This window comes from Chryseolinea sp. H1M3-3 (assembly GCF_029360725.1).
GTDB lineage: Bacteria > Bacteroidota > Bacteroidia > Cytophagales > Cyclobacteriaceae > Chryseolinea.
The window spans coordinates 1-23,731 of sequence record NZ_JARKMY010000018.1 but is presented as its reverse complement, the minus strand read 5'-3'; the positions used below and the strand labels follow the sequence as shown (position 1 = coordinate 23,731).

Annotated in this window: 26 protein-coding genes; 4 read left to right on the top strand and 22 right to left on the bottom strand. The window is 39.5% G+C overall.

Annotated elements, in window-relative coordinates; all coding sequences use genetic code 11:
- Positions 1–9: 9 nt before the first annotated feature.
- The 6 genes from P2W71_RS24125 to P2W71_RS24100 all read right to left on the bottom strand — a co-directional run bounded on the left by P2W71_RS24125 (position 10) and on the right by P2W71_RS24100 (position 6,992).
- The gene (locus P2W71_RS24125) at positions 10–1,818 is read right to left on the bottom strand and encodes an arylsulfatase (protein WP_276373978.1); all 1,809 of its coding nucleotides are present in this window, start codon (positions 1,816–1,818) and stop codon (positions 10–12) included.
- A 162-nt stretch (positions 1,819–1,980) separates the two neighbouring features.
- Positions 1,981–2,541 (bottom strand): dihydrofolate reductase family protein, encoded by a 561-nt coding sequence (locus tag P2W71_RS24120; protein ID WP_276373977.1) that lies wholly within the window; start codon positions 2,539–2,541, stop codon positions 1,981–1,983.
- Between the two features lie 147 nt (positions 2,542–2,688).
- Complete coding sequence (locus P2W71_RS24115; RefSeq protein ID WP_276373976.1) at positions 2,689–3,831, bottom strand: hypothetical protein; 1,143 nt, start codon at positions 3,829–3,831, stop codon at positions 2,689–2,691.
- Positions 3,832–4,043: 212 nt separating this feature from the next.
- On the bottom strand, positions 4,044–5,465 hold the full coding sequence (locus P2W71_RS24110; RefSeq protein ID WP_276373975.1) for a serine hydrolase: 1,422 nt from the start codon (positions 5,463–5,465) through the stop codon (positions 4,044–4,046).
- 182 nt (positions 5,466–5,647) lie between these two features.
- Entirely contained in the window at positions 5,648–6,454 is an 807-nt protein-coding gene (locus P2W71_RS24105) for a DUF2071 domain-containing protein (protein ID WP_276373974.1), read from the bottom strand.
- A gap of 367 nt (positions 6,455–6,821) precedes the next feature.
- Complete coding sequence (locus tag P2W71_RS24100; RefSeq protein ID WP_276373973.1) at positions 6,822–6,992, bottom strand: hypothetical protein; 171 nt, start codon at positions 6,990–6,992, stop codon at positions 6,822–6,824.
- Positions 6,993–7,456: 464 nt separating this feature from the next.
- On the opposite strand from P2W71_RS24100, the gene P2W71_RS24095 reads away from it, so the two are divergent.
- A complete protein-coding gene (locus tag P2W71_RS24095; protein WP_276373972.1) occupies positions 7,457–7,900 on the top strand; it encodes a transposase in 444 nt (147 codons plus the stop codon).
- Positions 7,901–8,432: 532 nt separating this feature from the next.
- Here P2W71_RS24095 and P2W71_RS24090 read toward each other — a convergent pair.
- Positions 8,433–8,663 carry a hypothetical protein gene (locus P2W71_RS24090; RefSeq protein ID WP_276373971.1) on the bottom strand — a complete coding sequence of 77 codons (231 nt, stop codon included), beginning with the start codon at positions 8,661–8,663 and terminating at the stop codon, positions 8,433–8,435.
- 314 nt (positions 8,664–8,977) lie between these two features.
- Between P2W71_RS24090 and P2W71_RS24085 the strand changes: the two genes are divergently transcribed.
- Entirely contained in the window at positions 8,978–9,265 is a 288-nt protein-coding gene (locus tag P2W71_RS24085) for a tyrosine-type recombinase/integrase (protein WP_276373970.1), read from the top strand.
- Positions 9,266–9,627: 362 nt separating this feature from the next.
- A complete protein-coding gene (locus P2W71_RS24080; protein WP_276373969.1) occupies positions 9,628–10,140 on the top strand; it encodes a transposase in 513 nt (170 codons plus the stop codon).
- Between the two features lie 263 nt (positions 10,141–10,403).
- On the opposite strand, the gene P2W71_RS24075 is transcribed toward P2W71_RS24080, so the two are convergent.
- The 8 genes from P2W71_RS24075 to P2W71_RS24040 form a co-directional block, all read right to left on the bottom strand.
- The gene (locus P2W71_RS24075) at positions 10,404–11,075 is read right to left on the bottom strand and encodes a hypothetical protein (RefSeq protein ID WP_276373968.1); all 672 of its coding nucleotides are present in this window, start codon (positions 11,073–11,075) and stop codon (positions 10,404–10,406) included.
- A gap of 141 nt (positions 11,076–11,216) precedes the next feature.
- Positions 11,217–11,516, bottom strand: coding sequence for a HigA family addiction module antitoxin (locus P2W71_RS24070; RefSeq protein ID WP_276373967.1), 300 nt, complete (start codon positions 11,514–11,516; stop codon positions 11,217–11,219).
- Positions 11,517–11,528: 12 nt separating this feature from the next.
- Positions 11,529–11,810, bottom strand: coding sequence for a type II toxin-antitoxin system RelE/ParE family toxin (locus P2W71_RS24065; protein ID WP_276373966.1), 282 nt, complete (start codon positions 11,808–11,810; stop codon positions 11,529–11,531).
- 207 nt (positions 11,811–12,017) lie between these two features.
- A complete protein-coding gene (locus tag P2W71_RS24060) occupies positions 12,018–12,284 on the bottom strand; it encodes a hypothetical protein (protein WP_276373965.1) in 267 nt (88 codons plus the stop codon).
- Positions 12,285–12,514: 230 nt separating this feature from the next.
- Entirely contained in the window at positions 12,515–13,165 is a 651-nt protein-coding gene (locus P2W71_RS24055) for a hypothetical protein (RefSeq protein WP_276373964.1), read from the bottom strand.
- Between the two features lie 879 nt (positions 13,166–14,044).
- Entirely contained in the window at positions 14,045–14,959 is a 915-nt protein-coding gene (locus tag P2W71_RS24050) for a helix-turn-helix transcriptional regulator (RefSeq protein ID WP_276373963.1), read from the bottom strand.
- A gap of 19 nt (positions 14,960–14,978) precedes the next feature.
- On the bottom strand, positions 14,979–15,716 hold the full coding sequence (locus P2W71_RS24045; protein WP_276373962.1) for an SDR family oxidoreductase: 738 nt from the start codon (positions 15,714–15,716) through the stop codon (positions 14,979–14,981).
- Between the two features lie 13 nt (positions 15,717–15,729).
- Positions 15,730–16,707 carry an aldo/keto reductase gene (locus tag P2W71_RS24040; RefSeq protein WP_276373961.1) on the bottom strand — a complete coding sequence of 326 codons (978 nt, stop codon included), beginning with the start codon at positions 16,705–16,707 and terminating at the stop codon, positions 15,730–15,732.
- 350 nt (positions 16,708–17,057) lie between these two features.
- On the opposite strand from P2W71_RS24040, the gene P2W71_RS24035 reads away from it, so the two are divergent.
- Positions 17,058–17,432, top strand: coding sequence for a transposase (locus tag P2W71_RS24035; protein ID WP_276374649.1), 375 nt, complete (start codon positions 17,058–17,060; stop codon positions 17,430–17,432).
- Between the two features lie 325 nt (positions 17,433–17,757).
- Here P2W71_RS24035 and P2W71_RS24030 read toward each other — a convergent pair whose 3' ends face one another.
- The 7 genes from P2W71_RS24030 to P2W71_RS24000 all read right to left on the bottom strand — a co-directional run bounded on the left by P2W71_RS24030 (position 17,758) and on the right by P2W71_RS24000 (position 23,487).
- Complete coding sequence (locus tag P2W71_RS24030) at positions 17,758–18,786, bottom strand: hypothetical protein (protein WP_276373960.1); 1,029 nt, start codon at positions 18,784–18,786, stop codon at positions 17,758–17,760.
- Between the two features lie 140 nt (positions 18,787–18,926).
- Positions 18,927–19,421 (bottom strand): hypothetical protein, encoded by a 495-nt coding sequence (locus P2W71_RS24025; protein WP_276373959.1) that lies wholly within the window; start codon positions 19,419–19,421, stop codon positions 18,927–18,929.
- 153 nt (positions 19,422–19,574) lie between these two features.
- Positions 19,575–20,255, bottom strand: coding sequence for a hypothetical protein (locus P2W71_RS24020; protein ID WP_276373958.1), 681 nt, complete (start codon positions 20,253–20,255; stop codon positions 19,575–19,577).
- A gap of 78 nt (positions 20,256–20,333) precedes the next feature.
- Positions 20,334–21,299: a hypothetical protein gene (locus tag P2W71_RS24015; protein ID WP_276373957.1), complete on the bottom strand. Its 966-nt coding sequence runs from the start codon at positions 21,297–21,299 to the stop codon at positions 20,334–20,336.
- A 161-nt stretch (positions 21,300–21,460) separates the two neighbouring features.
- Complete coding sequence (locus P2W71_RS24010; protein WP_276373956.1) at positions 21,461–22,270, bottom strand: hypothetical protein; 810 nt, start codon at positions 22,268–22,270, stop codon at positions 21,461–21,463.
- 194 nt (positions 22,271–22,464) lie between these two features.
- Positions 22,465–22,932 (bottom strand): hypothetical protein, encoded by a 468-nt coding sequence (locus tag P2W71_RS24005; protein WP_276373955.1) that lies wholly within the window; start codon positions 22,930–22,932, stop codon positions 22,465–22,467.
- Between the two features lie 138 nt (positions 22,933–23,070).
- On the bottom strand, positions 23,071–23,487 hold the full coding sequence (locus tag P2W71_RS24000) for a PIN domain-containing protein (protein WP_276373954.1): 417 nt from the start codon (positions 23,485–23,487) through the stop codon (positions 23,071–23,073).
- Positions 23,488–23,731: the final 244 nt, after the last annotated feature.

Sequence of the window (23,731 nt, the reverse complement as noted above, 5' to 3'; positions counted from 1 at the left end):
GGACTTTTCTTATTCGTCTGCAACCAACACGCGTAAACATTTGATCTCTGCTACGTTTGCTTTAGCAACGTGAAGGGCTTTGATCCTTATAACATGTTTTCCTTCCGGGATTGTAAATGTACCGATCGGCAGCTTTTTCCATTCGCTCATTTCGTAAGCTTCCTTTCTTGGAACCCGATCAGGACTTGGAACTTGCTTTGAATAAAACGCAGGTTGTACAACAACTTCTTTTTTAATATTCCCGAGACTACATTCAATCGTTGAACCTTCATCGCCGGGTTTACATAAGTAATCTAATTCAAGTCTATACTTTCCGCTTTTTATACAATCAATTTCCCAGTATATACTATCCTGAGTCGTATTCCATTTCTCAACCCAATCATGGGCCCAGGCATGACCCTCTTTAAATTTGATTCCGGCTGTTAAAATTGCTTCGTTAACAGGCAACGCTGCCCCGGCAGATGAAAGGATTGTTGATCTATCCAATACCAGGCCGGAGGTCACTGTTGTAAACCACTGTTTATATAGATTAAGAAATTGATTTGTCTGTTCGGGCATTTGAAGCGAAAGATTTTGTAATTCGGACGAATCATTTTTTAGATCATACAGTTGCGGCTGATCCTTTTCAAAAACAAACCGATACTGATCATTCCGGAAACCGCCTGCGTTCAATGTAATAGGCAACGTCATGAAGTTGACATGTGTAAAAAGATTTCTGTCTGATCTACTTTCCTCACTGTTCTGCAGAATCAATGAGGCCAGGCTAATCCCGTCGATAGGCTTGCCTGATGTCGGTTTTAATTTACACAGATCAAGAAGGGTAGGATAGATATCGATGTGCGCCGCCAGGGAAGAGACAAGTTTTCCTGGTGGAATGATACCTTTCCATTGTATAAAAAATGGGACTTTTACACCTCCTTCATGAACACTTCCTTTAATGCCTCTCATGTTTCCGTTGTACCGTGTGCCATTTGGTCCGTTATCAGAAAGAAAGATGACAATCGTATTCCTGTCAAGGTTGCTTTTCTTGAGATAGTCCAAAATTCTTCCAACATTCTCATCCATATTATCTACCATCCCATAGATAGATGCTATTTCATTGTCCAAACCTTTCGCCGTGTATTTTTCAAAATAACGGTCCGACACTTGATGCGGGGAATGAGGAGCGTTAAAAGGGACATAACAGAAAAAGGGTTTTTCTTTATTAGTTTCTATGAATTTAATAGCAGCGTCTGTTAGAACATCCGTGATAAATCCTTTTGTCTTGATAGCCTTACCGTTGTGATCCAGTGCTGTGTCAAAATAATTAGACCAATGCCCGGCACAAAATCCCAGGAACTCATCAAAGCCCTGATCGTTCGGTCGATTCGGGTAATGCTGACCGTTATGCCATTTTCCAAATATGCCAGTTTTGTAACCATTGGCTTTGAATAATTCGGCAAGCGTATTCTCTTCTGTATTCATATTCTCCAGGCCTTGGGAGACTGAAACAACACCTGTTCTAAGACTATAGCGACCGGTTAAAATACTCGCTCTTGTCGGGGCACACAATGGGCTTACATAAAAATTAGTCAGACGCGCCCCGCTTTTTGCCAAACCATCTAGGTGTGGTGTTTCAATCCATGGATTACCGTGTAAACTCAAATCACCCCAGCCCTGATCATCGGCAAGTATGAGTACTACGTTGGGATGGGCCGCAAGTATTTCTGATTTTCTTTGTGCTGTATCTTGAGCAAAAGTTATGATGCTCAATGACAATTGAAAGATCAGCAGAACGATTGATGTTTGTCTGAGGACTAAATATATATTTTTCTTCAATATAATAACGTGCTTAAATAAGTTATGTCCGTGTCATTTGTCCCGCAGTAAATAGCAACATCAAACTGAGCATTGAAGATAAATGTTTAAAAACTTAACCCTACCATTACTAATTATATGCATTTTTAGTGGCATATGTTTCCGACTTCCATTATCACGTTGCTACACTTTAAGTATTTCATACGATAGTTCCACCAGGCCGTTTTTGTAACATGTCACGTCTTTTAGGTTTAATGCCTGTTCTAATCCTACGCGATCAAAAAATAATGTTCCGTCACCCAAAATAATAGGTAAAATCGAGATCCTTATTTCGTCTACCAATTTTAAACGAATGAAATCTTTCGCCAGCATTGGACCGCCTACAAGCCAGACATTCTTGTAGGTTGATTTTATTCTTTCGTTCACAAGTTTTTTTAAGTCGCCAGAATAAAACTCAATGTTTGGTCTTTCAGTTGGCAGCTTTCTGCTGGTCACCACAATTGTTGGCTTGTCTCCATATGCCCACCCATAAGATTTTGAAAGTTCCAAAGCGTGTTCGTAGGTCCGCGACCCCATTACATAGCAATCTATTGTCTTCAAAAATTCTTCGGGGTCTTGCCCGGAAATACCTTTCTCATAGTTGCTTGACGTCTCAAACCACGAAACGCTATTGTCTTTTTTGGCAACAATGCCATCAAGACTTGAAACCATATGCATTGTTACTTTAAATGCTGCTGTCGTCATTTAGATATCGTTGTGAATGTATTGTACAAAAGATTGATAAAATATAAAATTCATTGCCGTGAGATAAAGATAAACTCAGCTAGACTGCGTTGTGCGCAGTTGCTATTGTGTACAAACAGGCGCGTGCAAATTGTATGAGGCAGTCGCTTATTTTGGTTTCCCAGCTTCTGATTTTATCATCATCAATTTATTTTTATCGTCGAGCACAAAGCGCTGCAGAACGGTGAAATTTTCAAATTCGATCAAGTACAAATAGCTCCGCTGGTCAATTATTTCCTTTTGCTCCAGCATTATGAATGATTTGATTTTGCCTAATTTTTTGGACTCCTCTTGAATTTCTTTTAGCATAGGAGAAAACTGGTTCCATAATTCGGGCGTGAAATCTTCAGACTTTAGCGTACCCGCAGCAGAACTTTCCACAAAGTTTCTAAACCGGCGGTCAAGGGCTGAATCTGGATTTGAAATAGGGAGGTACCCATCCCAAATAAAACGTTTCATGCCTTGGCTTAATGGGATAGGCTGTTGGCTTAGTTGCTGTTTTATATCAGGCATATTATAATAATGCCCGCCTTTTGCTAACTCGCTTGACAAGCTAATTTTAATTTCCGGTTCCTGACTACCGGGAAGCGCCAGGAAAATCTCACCTGAGCGCAGGTCGTAAACAGTTGAGTACTTAGTAGCATATTGTCCTTGTTGAAAACATGCTTGAAGAATGGGTAAGCCACTTTTCACGGTAGGCTGGGGTACCTCTGATAAAAGTTTATTTAAGACTTTTTCTCCATACCCAAATCCCCTGGATTGGTTTGATGTGTCGAAAAAAAGCTGGCCATTTCGAGCTCCGATAATTACAGAGGCGCCAGACTTGTCAGCGATCATGATTCTGGCGTAGGAAAAACTTGGTTCTTGATATTTCTGATAAAATGCAATCGCTTCACTCACTGTAGCGCAGCTTTCTAACATTCTTTCGCTGGGGTTGTATCTGGCTTTGATTAAATTTGAACCGGGTACGTAATCTTCTTGAAATCCCGCGACCCAGTCAAAGGCAAGTCCGGCAGTATTCACCCCTCCCTGTGCCCAGTCGTTATCAAATCCCACATAAGCGACCCCATAGTATTCTTTGTTACCCGGTAGAAACCAAATACGAGTGGCGGGATTGGAGTAATCTTCATTATTAAAAAATAGCGTTCTATTCGCATCCGTAAGTATGAAAATGGTGCAAGCATAATTTGGTACAACAAGAATAGCGCAAATCAAAAAAGCGAAGGTGACCCTTAGTATGGTTCTTTTCATATGACGGACTCTTTGCAGTGAAAAATTTTTGCTATTGTAATTAAGGTGCTGATTTCCATTCGTATTTTTTAGTGTTACGTTATCTATTTTTGTTGTCAGCGGCCTTTAATCCTGATGCCTAATTAATTCGAATTTCTAAACGGAGAATTACGCGCAACGATCGGCGAAAAATCCGGTGAGGGCGTCTACCCGATTGTGCGTCCGTGTCATAATTATTTATAAAGAGCGTTTTTTACAATACGCTGAATCCGAATAATCAGCTTTCCCATATTCACTTTGTTATTTACTAAGATAACGCAGCCACTATTAAGCTCTAAAAACGCTGAAATATGTGCGGTCGAACCCTGAGTGGCTCCATTATGTTGTAATTCTGTGACAAGCCCATTTTTTCTAACTCCCCATCCAAGTCCCATATTATTAGCGGTATGCCCATGTGTTAACTTAATGGAAGCTTCTTTTTCATTTAATTGAGCATTAAGATAACAAAGCATGTCATTGATCGTTGAGCACAGTCCTCCCGCAGGTGAGAAATAACCCTCATTAGCCAGAGGAATACGTTTGCCATTTTCACTATGCGGTACTGCGACGTTCTGTCCAGTTTCGCTGGTTGTATTCAAAGTGCTTTTCATGGCAAATGGTGTAGTGACATACGTCCTAATTAAGCTGCTAAGCGGTTGCCTATATACTTTTTCAAGAATATGCCCCAACAAAGAAATGCCCCAATTAGAATACAGGAATTTGTGACCAGGGATTGTATCAATAGAAACTCTTCGAAGTGCATCATAAACCATAGTGGAATCATAATGTGATTCTGGATTTAGTGCATCGTAATTCGCTTTGTCGCCAATATCGGCTGGCAATGACGGCAGTCCGGAAGTATGATTTGCCAAATCCAGTAAAGTAATTGGCTTTCCGTTATAATTTAAATTAGGAAAATTGCCAGGCAAATATTTTCTTATATCATCTGTAAGAAAAACTTTCTTATCTAAAACTGCCTGAGCAAGAACGGTTGAAGTAAATGTTTTCGTAATAGAACCTATTTCATACAGCGTATTTGATGTAGGTAGTTCACCATTGCCTTTTTCTGTTTCACCATATGTATAAATATATTTTTTTCCATTTTTAATAATTCCAATGGTGAGACTATTGGCTTTCGAGTATCTAAAGTATTCAAGGGCAGCTGAATCAATTGCCATGTCAAGAGATGATTTTTTTGGATTATTTGATTTCACAACAGGGGGGCTGGCAAGAATGTCCTCAGGTGAATTCAGTAACCCAAAACTGCTGATTTTATTGTCGCCCGTTAAGCTGAGGTTCATTATCATATCTCGCAATTCAAATTCTAAGAGATACGAATATTTTCCGTTTTTTTCTGCCAGGAAAGAAGATTGAATGATTTTCCCTGAGTTTTGATTTCCTTTTAAGAAATTCACCAATTTTGTTTCAGAAATTTTGTTGCTGAATGACGTATCAAATAGTTGATATATTCCTTTAAAGTCGTTTCGATTAAATCTTGCTATTATGGTGTCCTTAATTTCGCTATAAGAGTGGGTAACTTGTCCTTTAGCATCTACAACGATCGTTAAGATTATGAAGAGCCCGACGATTAGTTTTGATATTCGAAAAGAGCGCATACGCCTGCTTTTATTGTTTAAGGGATGTTGCTTGACATGACTCACACCGTTTCATGTTTTAGACGCCTTGTATTTCGAAGCGCGTCTATGTCAAACGTTGCTGAGCGAAATTAAGAAATCTGAACTGTAATACTACAGGTCACCCCAAGCGGGCATAAACATTTTGTGGTCGGTTGTAATGCCTACACTCTCGCTCTCTGCCAGGCTAATACTTTAACTCCGTCAGAGTAATGTATTAAGTCTGGTTTGTTTATAAAGTCTAGGTCCCCAATCTTATAATTCACATTTAGTCGTTTGATGTCAACATGTTTAATCTCCCATTCTTTGTGATGAATGTCATACCGATAAATCGTTTTTGCTCTCTCAAAATACAAGCAATAGCGTTCTGTAAGCCAATTGTCCAATGTGGATTTTTCAGTTGGCCGTTTCTTTACTTCAAATTCGGTATCCAAATTAAAACTCTTTTGGATATTGGTTGATTTGTAATTTTCACTAGTCCTCTGAATATTTGATTTTTCGTAAGGAAGTCCTGATAGAGTTTTTGCAATAAGCGTAGACAGATGCTTTCCTGCTTCAATATTCAAAAAGTAAACTCCTTTTCTATTGTCGTTGTCAATGTATGTCCTTATGTTAATTTCATCAAAGTCAGAGATGAATTTAATCGGTTGCAAATTTCTTGGTCTAATTTTTTGCATAGTGAAAGCTACTAAGGAAACATAAGTAACTCCTTCATAAGTGTCTAAGTTTAGCTTTTGGGGAACAAGCTTCCTTAATGTGTCATAAGCCACCTTCCAATGGAAAAACAATGCGTTGTTCCATTCTTGATAATATTTCCAATCATTTTTCGGATAATCGAAAGGCCTGTGCTTTGTGTCTCCAAGTATGTCGTCAATCGCTATCATTTTAGGCTGATCGTTTGTATAGCCGCTAACATCCGCAGATTTTCTTTGCACATTCTTCCGAAGGGGTTTATGCGTATTCGTCACCATGGCATTTTAAGCAGTAGTAGAAAGCAACGCCTTTTACCATTGCTGCATTAGCAGTTGGAGAGTCGGTATGAATATCCTGAAGAGATAAACTGGAAACAATCAGCACGGAACGATTGGGATTTAATCCGGATGCATGTCCTGCTTGTAAACAACTCGCGATGATCACAATCTTTAATTTGGACAGACGACGGCGGCCGGGTCCGGAAATGATGAAAGATCTTATCCAAAAACATCAGAGCAAGCAGCTTCTTAAAGACTATAGCTATTCGGATATACACGGATAATGTTGTCTACGCAAAATGTCATGAGGAATTTATGAGAAATCTCTTTTCCTCCATTCTCGACATACATAATTGTACCATATCTATCAATTTCGATAAATGATTTTGAAATTAATGAAGGGATACGGTGACAGTAAGCCACTTACTGGGTTTAAAAACTCCAAATGCGTCCTGTTCTTGATTTGACGGCAGACGAATTCATCTCCGAGCCTGCCACTCAATCCCATGGTTGCCAGGTTTTCTTTTATGATATCCATAAGCATGTTTATTTTTTTAATACTTCAAAAGTATCGAGGCACGCCGCAGCCAACTTTCGGTATGAATTTTATTATCTTTTTCCGTTAACTTTTTAGATGCCTGACAAAATTGCAGGCCTCAAAAATATCTGACTATTGATTCGATCATGATTCGATCATGATTCGATGGCAGTTCGATCGGGGATTAGGTGTTGAGGTGTTTAAGTGTCGAGGTGTTGAAGCAGTGCGAATTTGAAGGTGCGAGCGATCCTATCAAGTATAAAGATGGAGGAATACAAGTCAATGAAGGGCTGAACGTTGGGTGGTCAGAAATTCGATTGGGACTTCAGCAATGTTAAAAGTAGTATCCGAGTTGCTGATTAGTCCTCTACTTAGAGTAAGACAAACATCAGGTTGAGTTGAAACGTAACTTGGTTATGCTTTAACGAACCGCGTCGTACGAGATCTGTACGCTAAAGGTGGTCATGCCTTTGGCTTGTTGCAACGATGGAGACAAAATCAAACAGATGGTCCTACCTGTTTCGGAATTTCTTCGAAGGTTTGAGCAGCACATTCTTCCTAAAGGATTTGGGAAGATCCGCAGTTATGGCTGTTTGAAAAATCATAACAAGCATGCGCAGCTCAACGCCTTGAGACAAAAAATGAATTTGCCACCCGCACCACCTAAGGTGCGCATAACCGTGCAGCAGCGCATGCTTGAAAAGTACCGCACCGATATCTCGCGATGTCCCAAATGTGAAAAGGGAACCATGATGTTAATGGAAACTCTGCGTCCGTATTATGATCGCCGGATCAAACAATGGTTCAGTAACGGTAAGGAGCGATCAAAATCATTCGCCCTGATTGAGGGTTGTGAAGTTGGAGTAGCGGCGTATTTTTTTTTCAAACTTTTACAATACAAACTGTAATAGCATTATTATGGGTAAGGGAGAGTCTGTTTCATTACCACGCCCAGAACAGATTACTGTCCTTGCTCTTATACTTTTATTGAATCATGAAACAAAACATCATCTACTAATCCACCTATAGAGAAAGCATGAAGTCGGTGGTCGGCAACACCGGGTAAATGCAAAGCCCAATGAAGAGCAGTTCATTGGGCTTATTTTTTTACGGGGCTGTACATCTACCCGGCTTTAATGTTGTAGGTTGTGGGTGCTTAAACGAACTTCCTATTTGGACTTTGTCGCACGTCGAAAAAGGCCAAGACAATAATTTTTTCGTCCCTCACTCGATAGAGCAACCTTGTCTGTCGGGAAAGTTGAAAACCTCGAATATCTCCGTTTTCGATCTGTCCCATTGTCGGATAATTCTTAAGGAGTCGGAAAATTTCGTCAGTCTTGATAACAAACTGCTTGGCTGTCCTTTCTCCTCATTTATCTTTTATAAAGTCAACGATTGAATCAAAGTGCTTTTCGGCCCGTGGAGTAATCAGAACCTCCATCAATATTTCTTCTTGATATTCTCCCAGGAAGTCAGATTCTTATCATCTTGGGATTCTTCATAGGACGCGTAGACTTCTTTCTTTTGTTCCTCCGTCAATGTCTTCCATATTTGCCCTTCCTCAGCTCGTTCACCTTGCTTCAGAAAGTCATAAACCGCGCGAAGTAGCTGTTCGTCTTCAATTTTGTTGAGGATTCTAAGTAAATCCGACTTCAGCTCGATTGTTCCCATAGTATTAACTGTTTACGTCAAATTTACGAAAAAATTTCATGGACGAATATTGAGTGCACCTATAACCTACAACGTGCGTGTATGCCCCGTGCGCCACGCTCTCAGGCACATAGAATCTAGCAACTTTTTGTATTTCGTCCAATGTTCGCTGACTTGATAGAACGCCTAAATACGCACTGTACCGAAGTTGAGTGAGTGCTACTGTCAGTGGCTTCGGTCAGAACTACAGAATGATTTAATTCCGGAAAACACAAAAATTTGCGGCGAAACGTGCAAAATGACTTGATAGCAGTTTAGCGCATTGGGCATACACATTGTGGTGCGCCCGGTACGGTGCATTTAAATATATAGTTTATCCAAAGGGTGCAAGTATTCAAAAACAAGTCACGGTGCATACCCTACGCCATACCTATGCTACGCATTTGCGCGAAGAAGATCTTGACATTGTGTCGATCAAAGAGTTGCTGGGTCATGCGCACATCGAGACGACCATGGTGTATTTGCATGTAGCTCAATTGGGTCGCAAGACGGCATTCTCCCCGTTGGATAGGCTCTACCAAAACGGTAAGCTTTGCGTCCGGCTTTTGAAGTCTCCGATGTGATCAATTCACATTGGAAGGAAATGGTACGCTCCAGTCAATTTAACAGCTGGCAGCTGCGTACACTGGATGCCATTCGGCGATGCAGGACTTCATCGCTGGCGCTGATACGGGTATGATCAGCATACTTCACACCTGGGGTTAGAATCTTTCACTTCATCCGCATATTCATTGTATTGTTCCGGGTGGTGGAATAACAGCGGGCGGTAAATGGAAACCGGCCCGATGCAATGGAAAATTTCTCTTTCCGGTCAAGGCGATGAGTAAGGTCTTTCGTGCTCGCTTTGTACCATCACTCCGTGAGCGGTTCAAAGGGATAGAGCCATCTTTTTACAATGGCTTATTCAACACACCTTGGGTCGTATATGCCAAGCGTCCTTTTGGAAGCCCGAAGCATGTTATCGAACCTGCCTACGGCGGGCACGTATCTGGGTAGGTATACGCATAAGGTTGCAATTTCCAATCATCGCATTGTAGCGATACAAAACGATCAGGTGACTTTTCGATATAAGGATTATCGTGATGAAAGTAAAGTCAAACTCATGTCCATACATGCAAGAGAGTTCATCCGCAGATTTTCTTTGCACATTCTTCCGAAGGGGTTTATGCGTATTCGTCACTATGGCATTTTAAGCAGTAGTAGAAAGCAACGCCTTTTACCGTTGCTGCATCAGCAGTTGGAGAGTCGATATGAGTATCCTGAGGAGAAAAACTGGAAACAGATCAGCACGGAACGATTGGGATTTAATCCGGATGCATGTCCTGTTTGTAAACAACTCACGATGATCACAATCTTTAGTTTCGACAGACGAGGGCCGCCGGGTCCGGAAATGATAAAAGATCTTCTCCAAAAACATCATAGCAAGCAAGCTTCTTAACGCCTATGCTTAGCTACTGCTTTGGGCAAACTGCAGAAATAAATCAATTAACGACTTAAAATCACACAGATGACAAAACGAAAAAAACGTACGTTGCTTTAAATTAGAAAACTCTCTACCGTTCGGATATGCCTACCGTTAGCAAAATCACTCTCCAGCTCCACATCAATCCCCATAAGTAAAAACAGCCCTCACCGCTACCGAAGCTCCTGTGCAACACGAGCTTCACGCTGGGCCGTGCCGGCCACGCGAAGCCTTATTTATTACCGGCTGGCTTTTTTAAGTTTGCCATTTACAATGTATTTGATTTCTCCTGTCCCGATAATTGTTGCTCCTTCTCTAAATTCAAATTCCATTCCTTCAGTCAGACATCCTGCAAAATAGTCTGGCGATAATATTTTTATTTTTGCGTCAACTATTTCGCCTGGCAGAACACTTTCTTTGTCTATAAAAGTTTGCTGTCCGGATGTCTGCATTTCTGCGAAGTCAAACTTTACTTGTGGTCTGTAACCGCTTTTTGCTGGAATTTTTCTGCCACCTTGTTCTGTTGTCCTGTATTTTAGTTTTGCAATGAAGTCGACCTTATTAAATTCTTGTTCATAAAGATCAAGAATGTTTTTAAAAATATTGTCAAAGTTGCTTTCATTGCAAAATCTTATTGAAGTGTCGATAAGTTCAGCTATTGAACTTCCCGCTTCAACTTGCCAAGCATTTTGGCCGTTAAACTTTTTCGAGCGTATTTTCTCAATTGTCAATGGTGCACCAAAGTATTCTTTAAGTTCTATAACAAAGTCCGCAATTTTATGCCGGTCGTATTTCGGCCAATCGTTCATTGCATTCAAAAAGAGGCCAGCAATTTCTTTCAATTTATGGTTTGTCTGATCAAGGTCAACCAAATTCCAAAGTGTCGAATATGTTTCAATTTTGTTGTCCACTGTGTCGTTGTCTTAGCTTGCCGGTAACGTATGTATATGCAGCGTTGCCGTCTTCGAAGCGCGCTAGTGCTTACCCACAAACTGCAATTTGAACTACAATTAACAATCTAGCACGCAACGGGCAATAGTGCATATATGGTGTTAGGCGGCGTTGCTTTGAAACTGCTCTATTGATTCCAGGTCTTTCCTTTTTATCTTATTTTCTTCCTCGATATCAAAATCATCTTGAAGGCCAAGCCAGAATTTAGCAGAGTTGCCAAAATAACGGGATAACCTTAATGCCGTATCCGCTGTAATTCTCCTGTTGCCTTTTAATATCTCAGATATTCTAGTTTGAGGTATCCCAATATCCTTGGATAATCTATATGCACTAATTTCAAAGGGAATTAAAAATTCCTTATTTAAAATCTCACCTGGATGAATATTCCTTAGTCTTTTCATTTCTAGTCTCTTTTAATGATAGTCCACAATCTCTACTAATGATGCGTTTCCGCCCTCCCAAACAAATATTACCCGCCACTGATCATTAATCCGAATTGAATGATAATCGTTTAATTTTCCTTTTAACTTCTCGAGCCTATTTGAAGGTGGGACTGACAAGTCTTTAATATTTTGAGAGTTATTTAACATTCTCAACTTACGGCGACCGCCTTCCTGTACTTCAAGGGGTAACCCTTTTACTCTAAAGCCATTCCAAATTTTTTCAGTTTCCTTCGAACCGAACGATAATATCATACTGTCGATCTACGGTAGTAACGCCAAAGATAAGCATTTAGTTTCACATGACCAACCGCACAAAAGCAATGAAGTCTAATGTTTAAATATGCGCCGTTGCAGTTTATCCTCTAGATTAACAGCAAAGCTGTAATGGCGCATATTTGTTTGTAGTAAGCTGTTTGGCCCTTGCGCACGTCCAGATCAATGGTGTTCCTTCTAATATCGTCAATATTGACTTGCTATGTAGAGTAATGGTGCAAACAGAATTACTAAACAAAGTGCTATAGTACCGTAAATTCTTGCCTCTTGTTGTTTGAAAATTCTTAGAACTGCCCACACCAGTACATTTGCTACAATGAGGGCGGGATAGTAAAACATTAGCAAAATAATGGCTTTGTCATTTCCTTCCCATGCGGTCTTTATCAAAAAAATTGTCACTGTGAGGCTTACAGCAGTACCAACAATCCAGTGACATATTTCTTTCAAATTCATTTTCAATGTTGGATAAAAAACTCTCGGGCCAAATTGCTTACAACGTATGCGGTTTAAAAGCGGCTCCTTATCAGCCGTCGGTAAATAAAGTTACATGCAGAACTTAAGTTTACAAAGTGAACCCGCATATGATTTATATATTCTTGTTGTGCGCTGCCCGTCTATTCAGTCCTGGAATTGTTGAACAAGGACTGTTACGCGGGCAAAAGCGGAAAATTGTCCCATGAGAATTATCGTCTTGACTTTTTAAACGCAATCTGTCCACATGGAATTAAGGCGGTATCAAAGTTCGGGCGTATGCTAATTCGATAAAAAAGTTGGTGTTCTTTTAGGACGAATCCTGTTCGTACGGTACCCCCGACAGAATATAAAGGAGAGAGCAATACGATATAGAAAAGACTTTCCTCTTTCGGATTAATAGTTCTTTTTAACATGGTTTTATTAAAGTCCGTTTCTAAATAAGATTTTAAACCAGTGATACCATAATTGTATAAAGAATTCTTGTCACTTGTCATTGTGTCCGAAGGCACAAATAATTTTATGTGGGAGTAAGGTGATGGGAGAATTGCTGGGAAATTAATTGTTAGTTCTAACGGAGTAGCAGTTTCATTAATTACACGAGTCCAGAATATTACATATCTGTATTTTTTTCCGCTAGAATCAGTGTATCTACATTTTTCATCAGCGTCTCCTCCAGCTTTTGGAAAACTGTTATGTATCATTACAACTTTCCCGCCAGAATCCGTGTACTTAACTTCAGTGTCAACCCACTTTCTTGTCGGAGAAGTCTGTCCTATTGCTGTCAAGCAAATCGTCAATAGTATGAAAGTCGTCAATAGTTTCATAACTCTGTCACCAATCTGTCTTGAAGGCTTGCGCACAACGTTTATGTTTATGACGGATTGGGTTTTCGAAGCCCTTCATTGTTCCAAGTTGCTGAACAAAATTAAGAAAACAAAACTTCAAATTTACACATAACCCCGAGCTGGCATAAACATTTTGTGTGCGCCCAGTATGGCGCGTTAATATTCCAGAAGGGAATATAAATTGATTATCCGAAGGGTGCAAGTCCCTTATGTGCACAGCATCGATGCGCATAGTAAGCTGCAAGGTGGTTTGCCGTGAGGCATGCACTAAAGAAAGCAGGACTACAAAGATCTGTACTGACGAACAGAAACTACATACCGAGGCTTGCTTTCATGGGTGAGTTAGCACATCATAACGAAGCCCTTCAGGTGCAAGTAATGAAAGCAGGTAGATGTACCAGTGATAAATCGAAGGATAGGCGTCTTACCTGGGGAGATCTGCATCTAGTTTCGTTTTGCTAGAAGTGCAGAAGTCAGCAGCCCCGATAGCTATGCGGGGTCATAGTAGTTGACAGTTACGAGCCGTAAGCACTACAGAGGACTCACACCTTAATGAAGGACCGATCCGCAGACTGGCGGATGTTTCCGATGCGGTTGGGAGGTTTTGGCAATGCCACATCGGTGAAAAATCCGGTGAGGCCGTCTACTCGATTGAACCGACACCTTCGGGGAGGGTTTCGATTCTTACGTTATCCTTGGTAACTTAAAAATAATCAATATGGTTAAAAAAACAATCTAAAGACTGAATCGCCAAACCCCGATGCTCAGAACCTGCTGGTGAAATTAGCAAATGCGTTACGCGCTGGGGGGTACTCGAAAGAACTTTACGAAACCACAACTCTGAGGTTCGGCTTCTGTTTTCGAACTTCAACGATCTTGACCCGCTATCGTCTTCTAGTTAAACGAGTTTCTGAACTCCAAAGGTGAAACGTTGGTCTTTGTCTTGAAAAGCTTGCTGAATGATTGTGAATGTTCAAAACCCAACTTGTAAGCAATCTCTGAAACGGAAAGATTTGTCGTCGATAATTTTTCTTTAGCTTTTTCTATGACGGCATTCTGAATGTATTGTTGTGTATTGAGTCCCGTCAATGAACGCAACACATCACTCAAATAGCGTTGCGATAGACTTAATTCCGAGCTGATATATGTCACAGACGGCAAACCGTTTCTCAGGCTGTTTTCTGCCTCAAAATAGTCGTCTAAAAGTTTGTCCAAAGATGGTATGATGTAGTGGTTGACCGCTTTTCTCGTGATGAATTGGCGATTGTAAAAGCGATTACTGTAATTAAGCAGTAATTCTATTTGTGACACCAGAACATCTTGGCTGAAACTGTCGATATTGTTGGCTAACTCGTTGGCTATCGTCGTAAATAAATTGGCTGTAATTTCTTTTTCTTTTGCCGATAAAAACAAGGCTTCTGAAACATCGTAAGAAAAAAAGCCGTATTGATTTATTGTTTTTCCTAATGGATAATTTCGGATAAAGTCCGGATGAAAATATAAAGCAATACCTTCATAGCTTTCTATGTCTTCCGGTGGAGAAACAATTTGCTTTGGCTTCAAGAATGCCAATCCGCCTTCTTCAAAATCATAATATCCCTGTCCGTATTTTATGTGTCCTGTGAATGTAGGCTTAAAGGAAATCTTGTAGAAATCAAGACTTACTTTTTGTCCTGTTGGAAACATTTCAATCGAAACATTATTATAGTCAACCAATGCAATTAGTGGATGCAATGGCGCAGGAAATCCCAATACCCGCACCAATTGCGATATACTTTTAATGTGATTGATGTTAGATTGTTGTTGCATTTTTCGTTTACGAATTTAATCAATTTTGTTTTGACGGACGAATAACAATATCGCCAATTTCAACATCGTTAGGTTGGCTTATTGCATAAATTACAGCATTGGCAATGGCTATGGGATCTATGGCAATCTGTTCCATTCCTTTTTGGATAGCTGTTTTCATTTCTTCGTTTTTTATGTTGTTTGCAAAATCTGTTTTCACAAATCCCGGCGAAATGCCTGTAATGCGTATGTTTCCTTCTGACTCTTGACGAAACGCTTCTGCAATAGTTCGAATGGCATTTTTAGTTCCTGCATAAACGCCTTGCTTTGGAACAATTTGTATTCCTGAAGTTGAAATGATATTGACGATATGTCCCAATTGTTGTCGTTTGAAAGCGGGAATTGCAGCCGCCATCCCATACAAAACACCTTTGAGGTTAATGTCAATCATTTCTTCCCAACCGTCAATATCCAATTCGTCAATGCGGCTTAATTGGCAGACACCTGCATTATTTACAATGGCATCTAATTTTCCATAGTGCTCAACTGCTGTATTTACCAACCGAACTAAATCGGCTTTATTCTTTACATCAATCTTAGCACAGGTGGCTTCACCACCTGTGCTTTTAATTTCTTTAACAAGTTGTTGTAATTGTTCTGTCCGTCTTGCACCCAAAACAACCTTTGCACCGTTTTTTGCTAAGTCTATTGCAATGGCTTTACCCATTCCACTACTTGCACCTGTAATAGCAACTACTTTTCCTTTAATGTTTTGCATTGATGTTAGCTTTTTATTTGTCTATTTGTTTTTCTAAAAATTCGGGATAGCGGTCGCCTACAAGTGTGATTCCATTTACCGTTGTATCAATTTTTGCAAGTTCATCGACCGTTAATACAATATTTGTACTGCCAATGTTTTCCTCTAGACGATGCAATTTTGTAGTCCCGGGAATTGGTGCTATCCATGGCTTTTGAGCTAATAGCCAGGCCAATGCTAATTGGCCGGTTGTAATATTTTTTTGTTGAGCAATTTCTGAAAGCGCATCTACTAAAACCAGGTTGGTTTTTATGTTTTCTTCGCTGAAACGAGGAATAATATTTCTGCGGTCGACATCCTCTAATTTTTTATTTATTATACCTGTGAGGAAGCCTTTGCCCAAAGGACTGAACGGAACGAAACCAATTCCTAACTCTTCTAAACTTGGTATGATTTCATTTTCCGGCTCACGCCAAAACAAAGAGTATTCGCTTTGTAATGCTGATACAGGCTGAATTGAATGTGCTTTCCGAATGGTTGTAGCACTTGCTTCCGATAATCCGAAATATTTCACTTTGCCCTCTTGTATCAGGTCTTTTACTGTTCCCGCAACATCTTCTATTGGAACATTCGGGTCAACTCGGTGCTGGTACAACAAATCGATATAATCTGTCTTTAATCTTTTTAGAGACGCTTCGGTTACGGCTCTGATAGTTTCGGGTCTGCTGTCTAAACCTACTGCTGGTCTAGCGTCTTTACAACCAAATTTTGTGGCGATCACTACATCTTTTCTGTAAGGATGCAATGCCTCGCCAACAATTTCTTCATTGGTGTAAGGTCCGTAGGCTTCTGCGGTATCAAAAAATGTGATACCTCTTTCAACTGCGTTGCGTAGTAGCGTTATGGCGTCTTTCTTATCAAGCCCTTTACCGTCCAAAAAGTTTAAACCCATACAGCCAAAGCCTAATGCGGAAACTTCTAATCCACTATTTCCTAATTTTCTTTTTTGCATAATTTCTTTTTTATTGTTTTAAACTGAATAAATCTCAAGTACAAAATTCTCAATTGCGGTCCGATGAAATGTATCCCAATTGGTATTTGTTGTAGTCAGATTGTATTTATAGTGAGTTTAGAGATATTTCTACGTGATGTTTTCTATTGTTATCTTCGGACGTTTTTTAAATATGATAAATTAGTCCACTTCCTTATCTGGCGTTTTGATAGTTGCCACATCATCGGAAGACAACTCAAATGTTATCGAACCTGCCTACGGCGGGCTGGTATCTTGGGGAGATACACGCACAAGGTGGCGATCTCCAATCATCGTATTGTCGGTGTACAAAATGATCGAGTGACTTTTCGATATATAAAGATTATCGTGATGAAAGCGAAGTCAAACAAATGCCTTTGCGACTTATCGAATTCATTCGCAGATTTTCAATGCACATTTTACCACAAGGTTTTGGGCGTATCCGACATTATGGAATCTTAAGTAGTAGCCCTAAGCAACACATTTTGCCTCTGCTTCATCAGCAATTGGAGAGTTGCTACGAGTTTCCGAAAGAGAAATCCTGGAAACAGATCAGCACAGAAAATCTGGGCTATAATCCTGATGCTTGCCCGGTTTGTAAGAAACTTACAATGGTCACTGCATTTAACTTCGATAGGCGTGGACCACCGGATGCTACGATGATGAAAGATATCGTTACAAAACATTTTCAATGTCAGGCTTTCTGAAAGTTATGGTTAGATACTGCTTTGGTTAAATACGGTAAAAAAGAGCGAAAACGATGACAGGATAAATGAATTGAACCACAAATGAACGTTATGTAAAACACCTCTTGCTAATTTGCCCACCTACAAGTATGCATCCCGTTGGATAAAATAGTATCGACATTCATACAAATCCCCATAAAAATAAAACAGTACTCCCGGCTACCGACCGCGTGTCGCCATAGCGTTAGCGGTGGCGCAAGCTCCTGTGCAACACGGGCTTCACGCTGGGCCGTGCCGGCCACGCGAAGCCTTATTTATTGTGTGCCGTTCCTTTCTCTGTTGGAGGTCATTTTTTATTTTTTCTCCAAATAATCATTGTCGAAGGTTGAGCTGAATATTGTGGGTCATTCTCAACGATGACCAAATAGTTAAATCCCTTCTCTTTGTCCGCAAAGAGTTTGGCAGTTGAATATGGTTTATTGATCCTATTATTTAAAAAGTCGTCCTTAATGTCATAAAGAGAGTCTTGTCCGAAGGTACTACTGATATTATCCATTAACCCAACCGTTGTTGTTCCAAATGTCACGGAGATGTATTTTACCGTATCATTGACAAAAGAAAGTGTATAAGTGTGTTTCGTTGTTTCAAATACGTATTGCACTGAGTCAACTCCTTTATCTTCATGATCATCCATGAGAACTATCCTTTCAACGTTTGAAAGTAAAAACTCATCCGCATCCTTTTTGCCCATCCCCAAAACTTCATTGAATTTATGGTACTCATTACCGACTTGTCGGTCTTCTAGTTCTGTTTTAACTCGCTCTTTTGTCAACGGAAATAGAGTCTGAATTGAAAGTTCATATTTGTCTTTCTTGTCGTCTCTATAGCTTTTATCAATTGAACAATCAAAGATGGCTTGAGTAAATTTGTGGCGAATATAAAAGTCTGCTCTTAAGAAATTTGAATCATAAAAACTCCTTTGCATTTTAAATTCACCTAGAATCTCAGCATCATACTTATCTGCAAGTCTACTCATTTCCATACTGTCGACTTTGTCCAAATATATTACGCAATTCCTCCCATAGATGCCAGTGTTTTTACAATCGATGTCCTTAATATCTGTCGCGTCACTGCATTCGTAGTCCAGTTGGTAGTAAATCAAAGTGTCGCCCACTTGTTTACCAAGTAATGGAACGTCCTCTGGAATAGGTGTGTATCCGTCCTTAATAAGGGAGTTTTCTGTCACGCTGTAGTTAATTTCAAAAGGGTCAAAAATGGGTGTTGTATCTGTCTGCGCTGTCCAGCAGAGATAAAACAAAATTCCATTTGTCAAGAGAGAGATAGCAAGTACTATTATTGTCAGTCGAATCTTCATTTGAACTCTGGGAATGGCACACGACGTTTATATATAAAGCGTATGCGGCTTAATAGCACACTTTATCAAACGTTTCGTAATGAATTTACTTGCAAAATTTATCTTGACAAAATGAACCAGCATATGATTTATATATGATGTTAGGGTTTCGTTCTTTTCTTTAAGTCGTAGATAATTTTTACAATAAAGTCAAGTTTCTTCCTATCAATTGACAGTTGTAAGCTTTTAGATTCACCGTTTCTAAATGTCATTTCAATGGTGTTATAGTATCCACCCTGGTTGCCGCTTCCATTAAAGAAGTCGACAAGTTCCCATCCGTCCGTATGAATTCCACCACATCTTATCGAAATCAACTCTGCGATATCATATTGATCGATTCGAGTAAACCAATTGATTGCTGATTTCTTGATGTGTAATAGTTGCTCATCTGTGAGTGCTAAGTCATCTTTCGGTTTGGCGACGAAATAGAAGACGACAAGACCCACCCCAACAAATTTGACAAACTGAACTTCCTTCTCCAAAGGAAGAATTAAAGCTCCAAGTCCGAGAAAAAGGATCGCAAATATTCTCCTTATCCAAGTCCATTCGCGTCGGAAGTAGTTTGTTCGGTATAGAAATGTTCTTTGTTTTGCCATATTGAATGAAACCTGACGTTTGTGCATAAGCAGTGGCGGGAATTCGAAGCGCGTCACTGTCCCACGACACCAAAACATTATTTGAAAAACTAAACTACAAATTTACACTGAACCCCGCCATTGATTATGCATTTTGTTGGCAAGCTGCCCGCGTCACACTAATCTTTTATAGTAATCTGAAATGTCTTTAATTATTTCGTCAAATGACTTGCCAGGGAAAACGTCCAACATTTCAATGGTCGATGTTGTCGACTCCATTTTCCAAGCTTCATTTAGATTTGAATATTTCTCCAATTCCTTTTTTGAAACCTGTCCACCGAATTCATTTTTCATTTCACTAATGAAGTCCTCAATCGTTGTCAAATTTGTCGGCCAGTCGTTAATTGCATCAATCAGTCTTTTGGCCGCTCGTTTTATTTCAGTCCCAGTGTCGTCCTTTTCAATTTTGTCAATCAACTCGTTAACCGATATTAGTTTTTGATTTTTAAGTTCATTGAAAATTGCAGTCGCATATTTAATTGTGTGTTCCTTTTCCTCTTGGTTGTCCGCGTTGTATTCGAGTCCGATGTCCTTTGTTATTATTGTCTCCAACTCCTCTATTAAGTCGTTCAAGTTGTCACGCTTGATTAATAGTCGATGAACGTAGTCGGTGTACTCTGTTTTTGCATCTGTGTCGGGTACTCCAATCGGGTCCCATTTTGCTAAGATGTCGTTCACTATTTCGTAGTCCTTGTTAAACCTCATGTCATCTAGCGGGTTGCTGCCAAAGGCTATGTATGCGTCAGCAGCCGGTATTAATAACTGCCCACTGTCCGCCGTAACCGTGGTTATCAAAGATAAAACTTTAAGGTGCACCCATCAGGCTGTTGCGCATACATGTTGTTATAGGTAGCCAGCCTCACACAGTTTAGTCTATAACTGTCCACTAATAAAGCTGTCTATTCTGTCACCACATTCAATCATTTTTATTTTAAAATCTGCTCCAATTTTTAAGTAGCGGGAGTTTAAGTTTCTGCACATTCCTATCAACTTTGCGGTCCTTACATTTTGAATTGCGAGAGTATCAGTGAGATTGTCTTTGTCGTAACCAAAGCCAATGAAAAGCACTTTCTCATAGTTATCAAGATTAGGTTTATTATTAAGTTTATGTCTTTCACCAATAAACTTTAGGTTTCCATGACAATGATTTCTGAAAATTGATTCATTGTTTTTAACTTCAAAGGGAACTTGAGAAAGCGTTCCAAAATTTCCGTAAATGTAGTTTAAGTTTGGCAGTTCTTTAATGTTAGTACCAAACAGTCTGCTCAATGTCTGACAGGAGATGTGTTCGAAAAGTCGTTCGTAGTTGAAAGAAATTATTGTAAGATTGTTTACAATATCATTAAATAATGCGCCTCTGGATTTTAATGTTGCATAAATATTTTCAATCCAGGCCGAATTTGTGTTGTTAGTTTTAGTTACTGTATCTAAGTATGCGTCTTCTTGTCCCTTCAATAGATAGGCCACACATTGCTTAGCCAAGGAGTAAACTTGAGGATAAGCCTCAAATTGTGATGAAATCAATTCGTCAACTGAAATAGTTGGCGCCTCGTTTCGATAGTAATGATAGTCATACGTCCGTGTATAACTCCAAAGTCCAACTTTTAGGCGGTCAACTAATTTGTCAAGATAGTTGGTGTCATAATTAAAAACTCTTTTAGCCTCATTTATCATTGATGATATATAGGGACAGTCAGGATGATTATTATGGTCGTCTGCTGTCTTTTTTGTAGTAATTAGATGAGCGTCTAACCAGATTGCTAATTCGATACCTGTCGGAAAAGTGGGATGAATGTTTTTGCTTGATCCAGCTCCAATTACGATTAATGTTTTTGTCATGATGATGTCGGTCCGGCTGGTTACCTATAACGCTAGTATATGCAGCGTTGCCGTGTTAAAAGTGAATGACCGTCCCACGTACCAACGTTATTTGAAATACAATATATCAAACTAGCACGTCCCAGGCAATGATGCATATACGTTGTTGTGAGTCGTGCATTTCACTCCTCAATTTTTGAACAGAATTCAACTAGTAGTCGACTGTTCCATGTCTCACCTATGCAGCCCATCAAAGTATGCACCATAGGTACTTCTTTATATACCGTATCTATCCAAGTGTCAATTTTATCTTTATTGTCAAACTCTTGCGAATTCTTTCTATAGTACTCAATTGCTGTTAACCGACTCGCAGGATTAACTGAATACATCAACAAGTAGACTATGTCTGTTGTTAGCTTTTGTTTTAGCTTGTTAAAATTACTTCTGTTTTGGAATAGGGTGTTGTTCAATCCACCTGAGTACCCATACATAGTCCCTGAATGTAGAGACATATAATTGAAAACTTCAACTGGAAGGTCTTCTATTTTCAACGGCCCGTCATAGCCTATCAATGGTATGGACAATAGATGTTTCCTGTAGTCCAGTGATTTAATGCCGCTTGAGTCGATCGCGAAAGTTCCTTTAAGCCAGCCTGTATATCTCCTAATTAATTTATTTTCGTCAGGCACGCGAGAGTACAATGAGTAACTAACAATGGTGTCATTGAAGTAAACAAAAGTCCCCGAAATAGATGTATAACCACCACCCACGGCCATATTACTTATTGACCACCCAAATCCTAAATTTTCTTTTGTTGCAGGTCTCTTTCTGTGTTCAATAAAGTAAGCTTCTACATTTCTAGCATCACCTCTGTCAACCGCATTTAATTCCCTAATTATTTTTTTATCAAGATGAACCCAAAAAGGATTCTGTCCAAATGCATAACCTGTCAAGCTACAATACACTATAATTGATAAGCTAATCTGCTTCATTTCTTACTTAATCTGTAGTCCACTCTGTCCAAATGGTATGACTCACAACGTTTGTGCATAGGCAGTGGGGGGTCTTCGAAGCGCGTCACCGTCCCACGACACAAAACGTATTTTTGAAAAACTAAACTACAAATTTACTCTGAACCCCGTCATTGATTATGCATTTTGTGTGCGCAGTTTCTATTCAATGTCCGTCACCTCAAAACTTTTGGAGTTTCATCTTTGTCAAACAAAAAGTTAAAGTAGAGCCTGACATCCCTGTCGACGCTACCGTAATGAGGAAATTTTTCGTCTCCTGGGTCCCGTGCGGAATTATATCCATACAAATCTAGAGATACATGCAGTAAGAGTATTCCGGAAACAACGGCATGGTCTCCGATAACGTCAACTTCTATATTCTCACACTCATACCATTCAACCTCCTCAATATCAACATATCCACCCAATACATTAGCGGCCTCCCTGTCATCGACAAAGGCACTCGGATCAACGTTTTCGAATTTGCTTTGCACTTCGCTATACACTTTGTCAACTTCGCTGTCAAAAAGTAAATTAAAAACGAGTGATTCATCAATACTTTTGTTTCTAATCCATTCTTGAAATTCAAAGATTGGTTTTTCTATATCATCCTTCTTCGTTTTATAAAACTCGTCAATAGTCACATGAACGGTAAATTTGTCATAATCGCTAGTTAACTCTTGATGTAAGTTACCATCATTATCAGTGAAGTCCTTTTTGTTATTTGTTATGAGATGACAGTCGGTAAGTGCTTTTGATTTGGAATATTTAAAGTATGTTGTTCATATAACTGCATCTTTAAATTCACTTCTATTGTCAGTAAACGGCTTTTTTCTCTTAACAGCTCTTTCAAGTATGTCGTCAAACATATTTTTGTCCGAGTGGAGTTTTATAATGTTTTTGGACTGGAAGAGGTCTGTATAGTACTTATCGAAATCAGCTAAGTATTGTTCTTTATTTGGCACTATTATGTCTGTGTGGTTTAAACTTAGCTTCTTGACATTGCTATTTGAAGTTCCTACAGAAATGAATTCTTTGTCCAATTGCTTTTCAAAATTATGTCTAAGTTCTCTCAATACAACGTCTGCGAAGTAGATATTTAACCGCCCGTCTCTAGCGGCTTTCAGAAGAAGTCCCGGAAAATTCCTTTTCCAGAATGGATCTGTATAGATTACTGAAGTGTCGATGAAGATGTCCATAAGTCAGTCCTTGAAAATTGCGCACAACGGTCAGTATATAATGTCTTAGCCCCCTAAAGTCTGCACAAAATTATGTTTTTAAATGTGTAGTGAGATCGTGAGAGTCCTGTTCAGCTTCTAAGCAAATGTACGTGTCTGTTCCAGGCCTGTCAAGGCTGGTAACGAGCGAATGATTTGTGATTTTATTTTTAAAGGAATCATTCGGCCTTGACATTCCTTCCACATACACTGTGTCGCGCTGCTT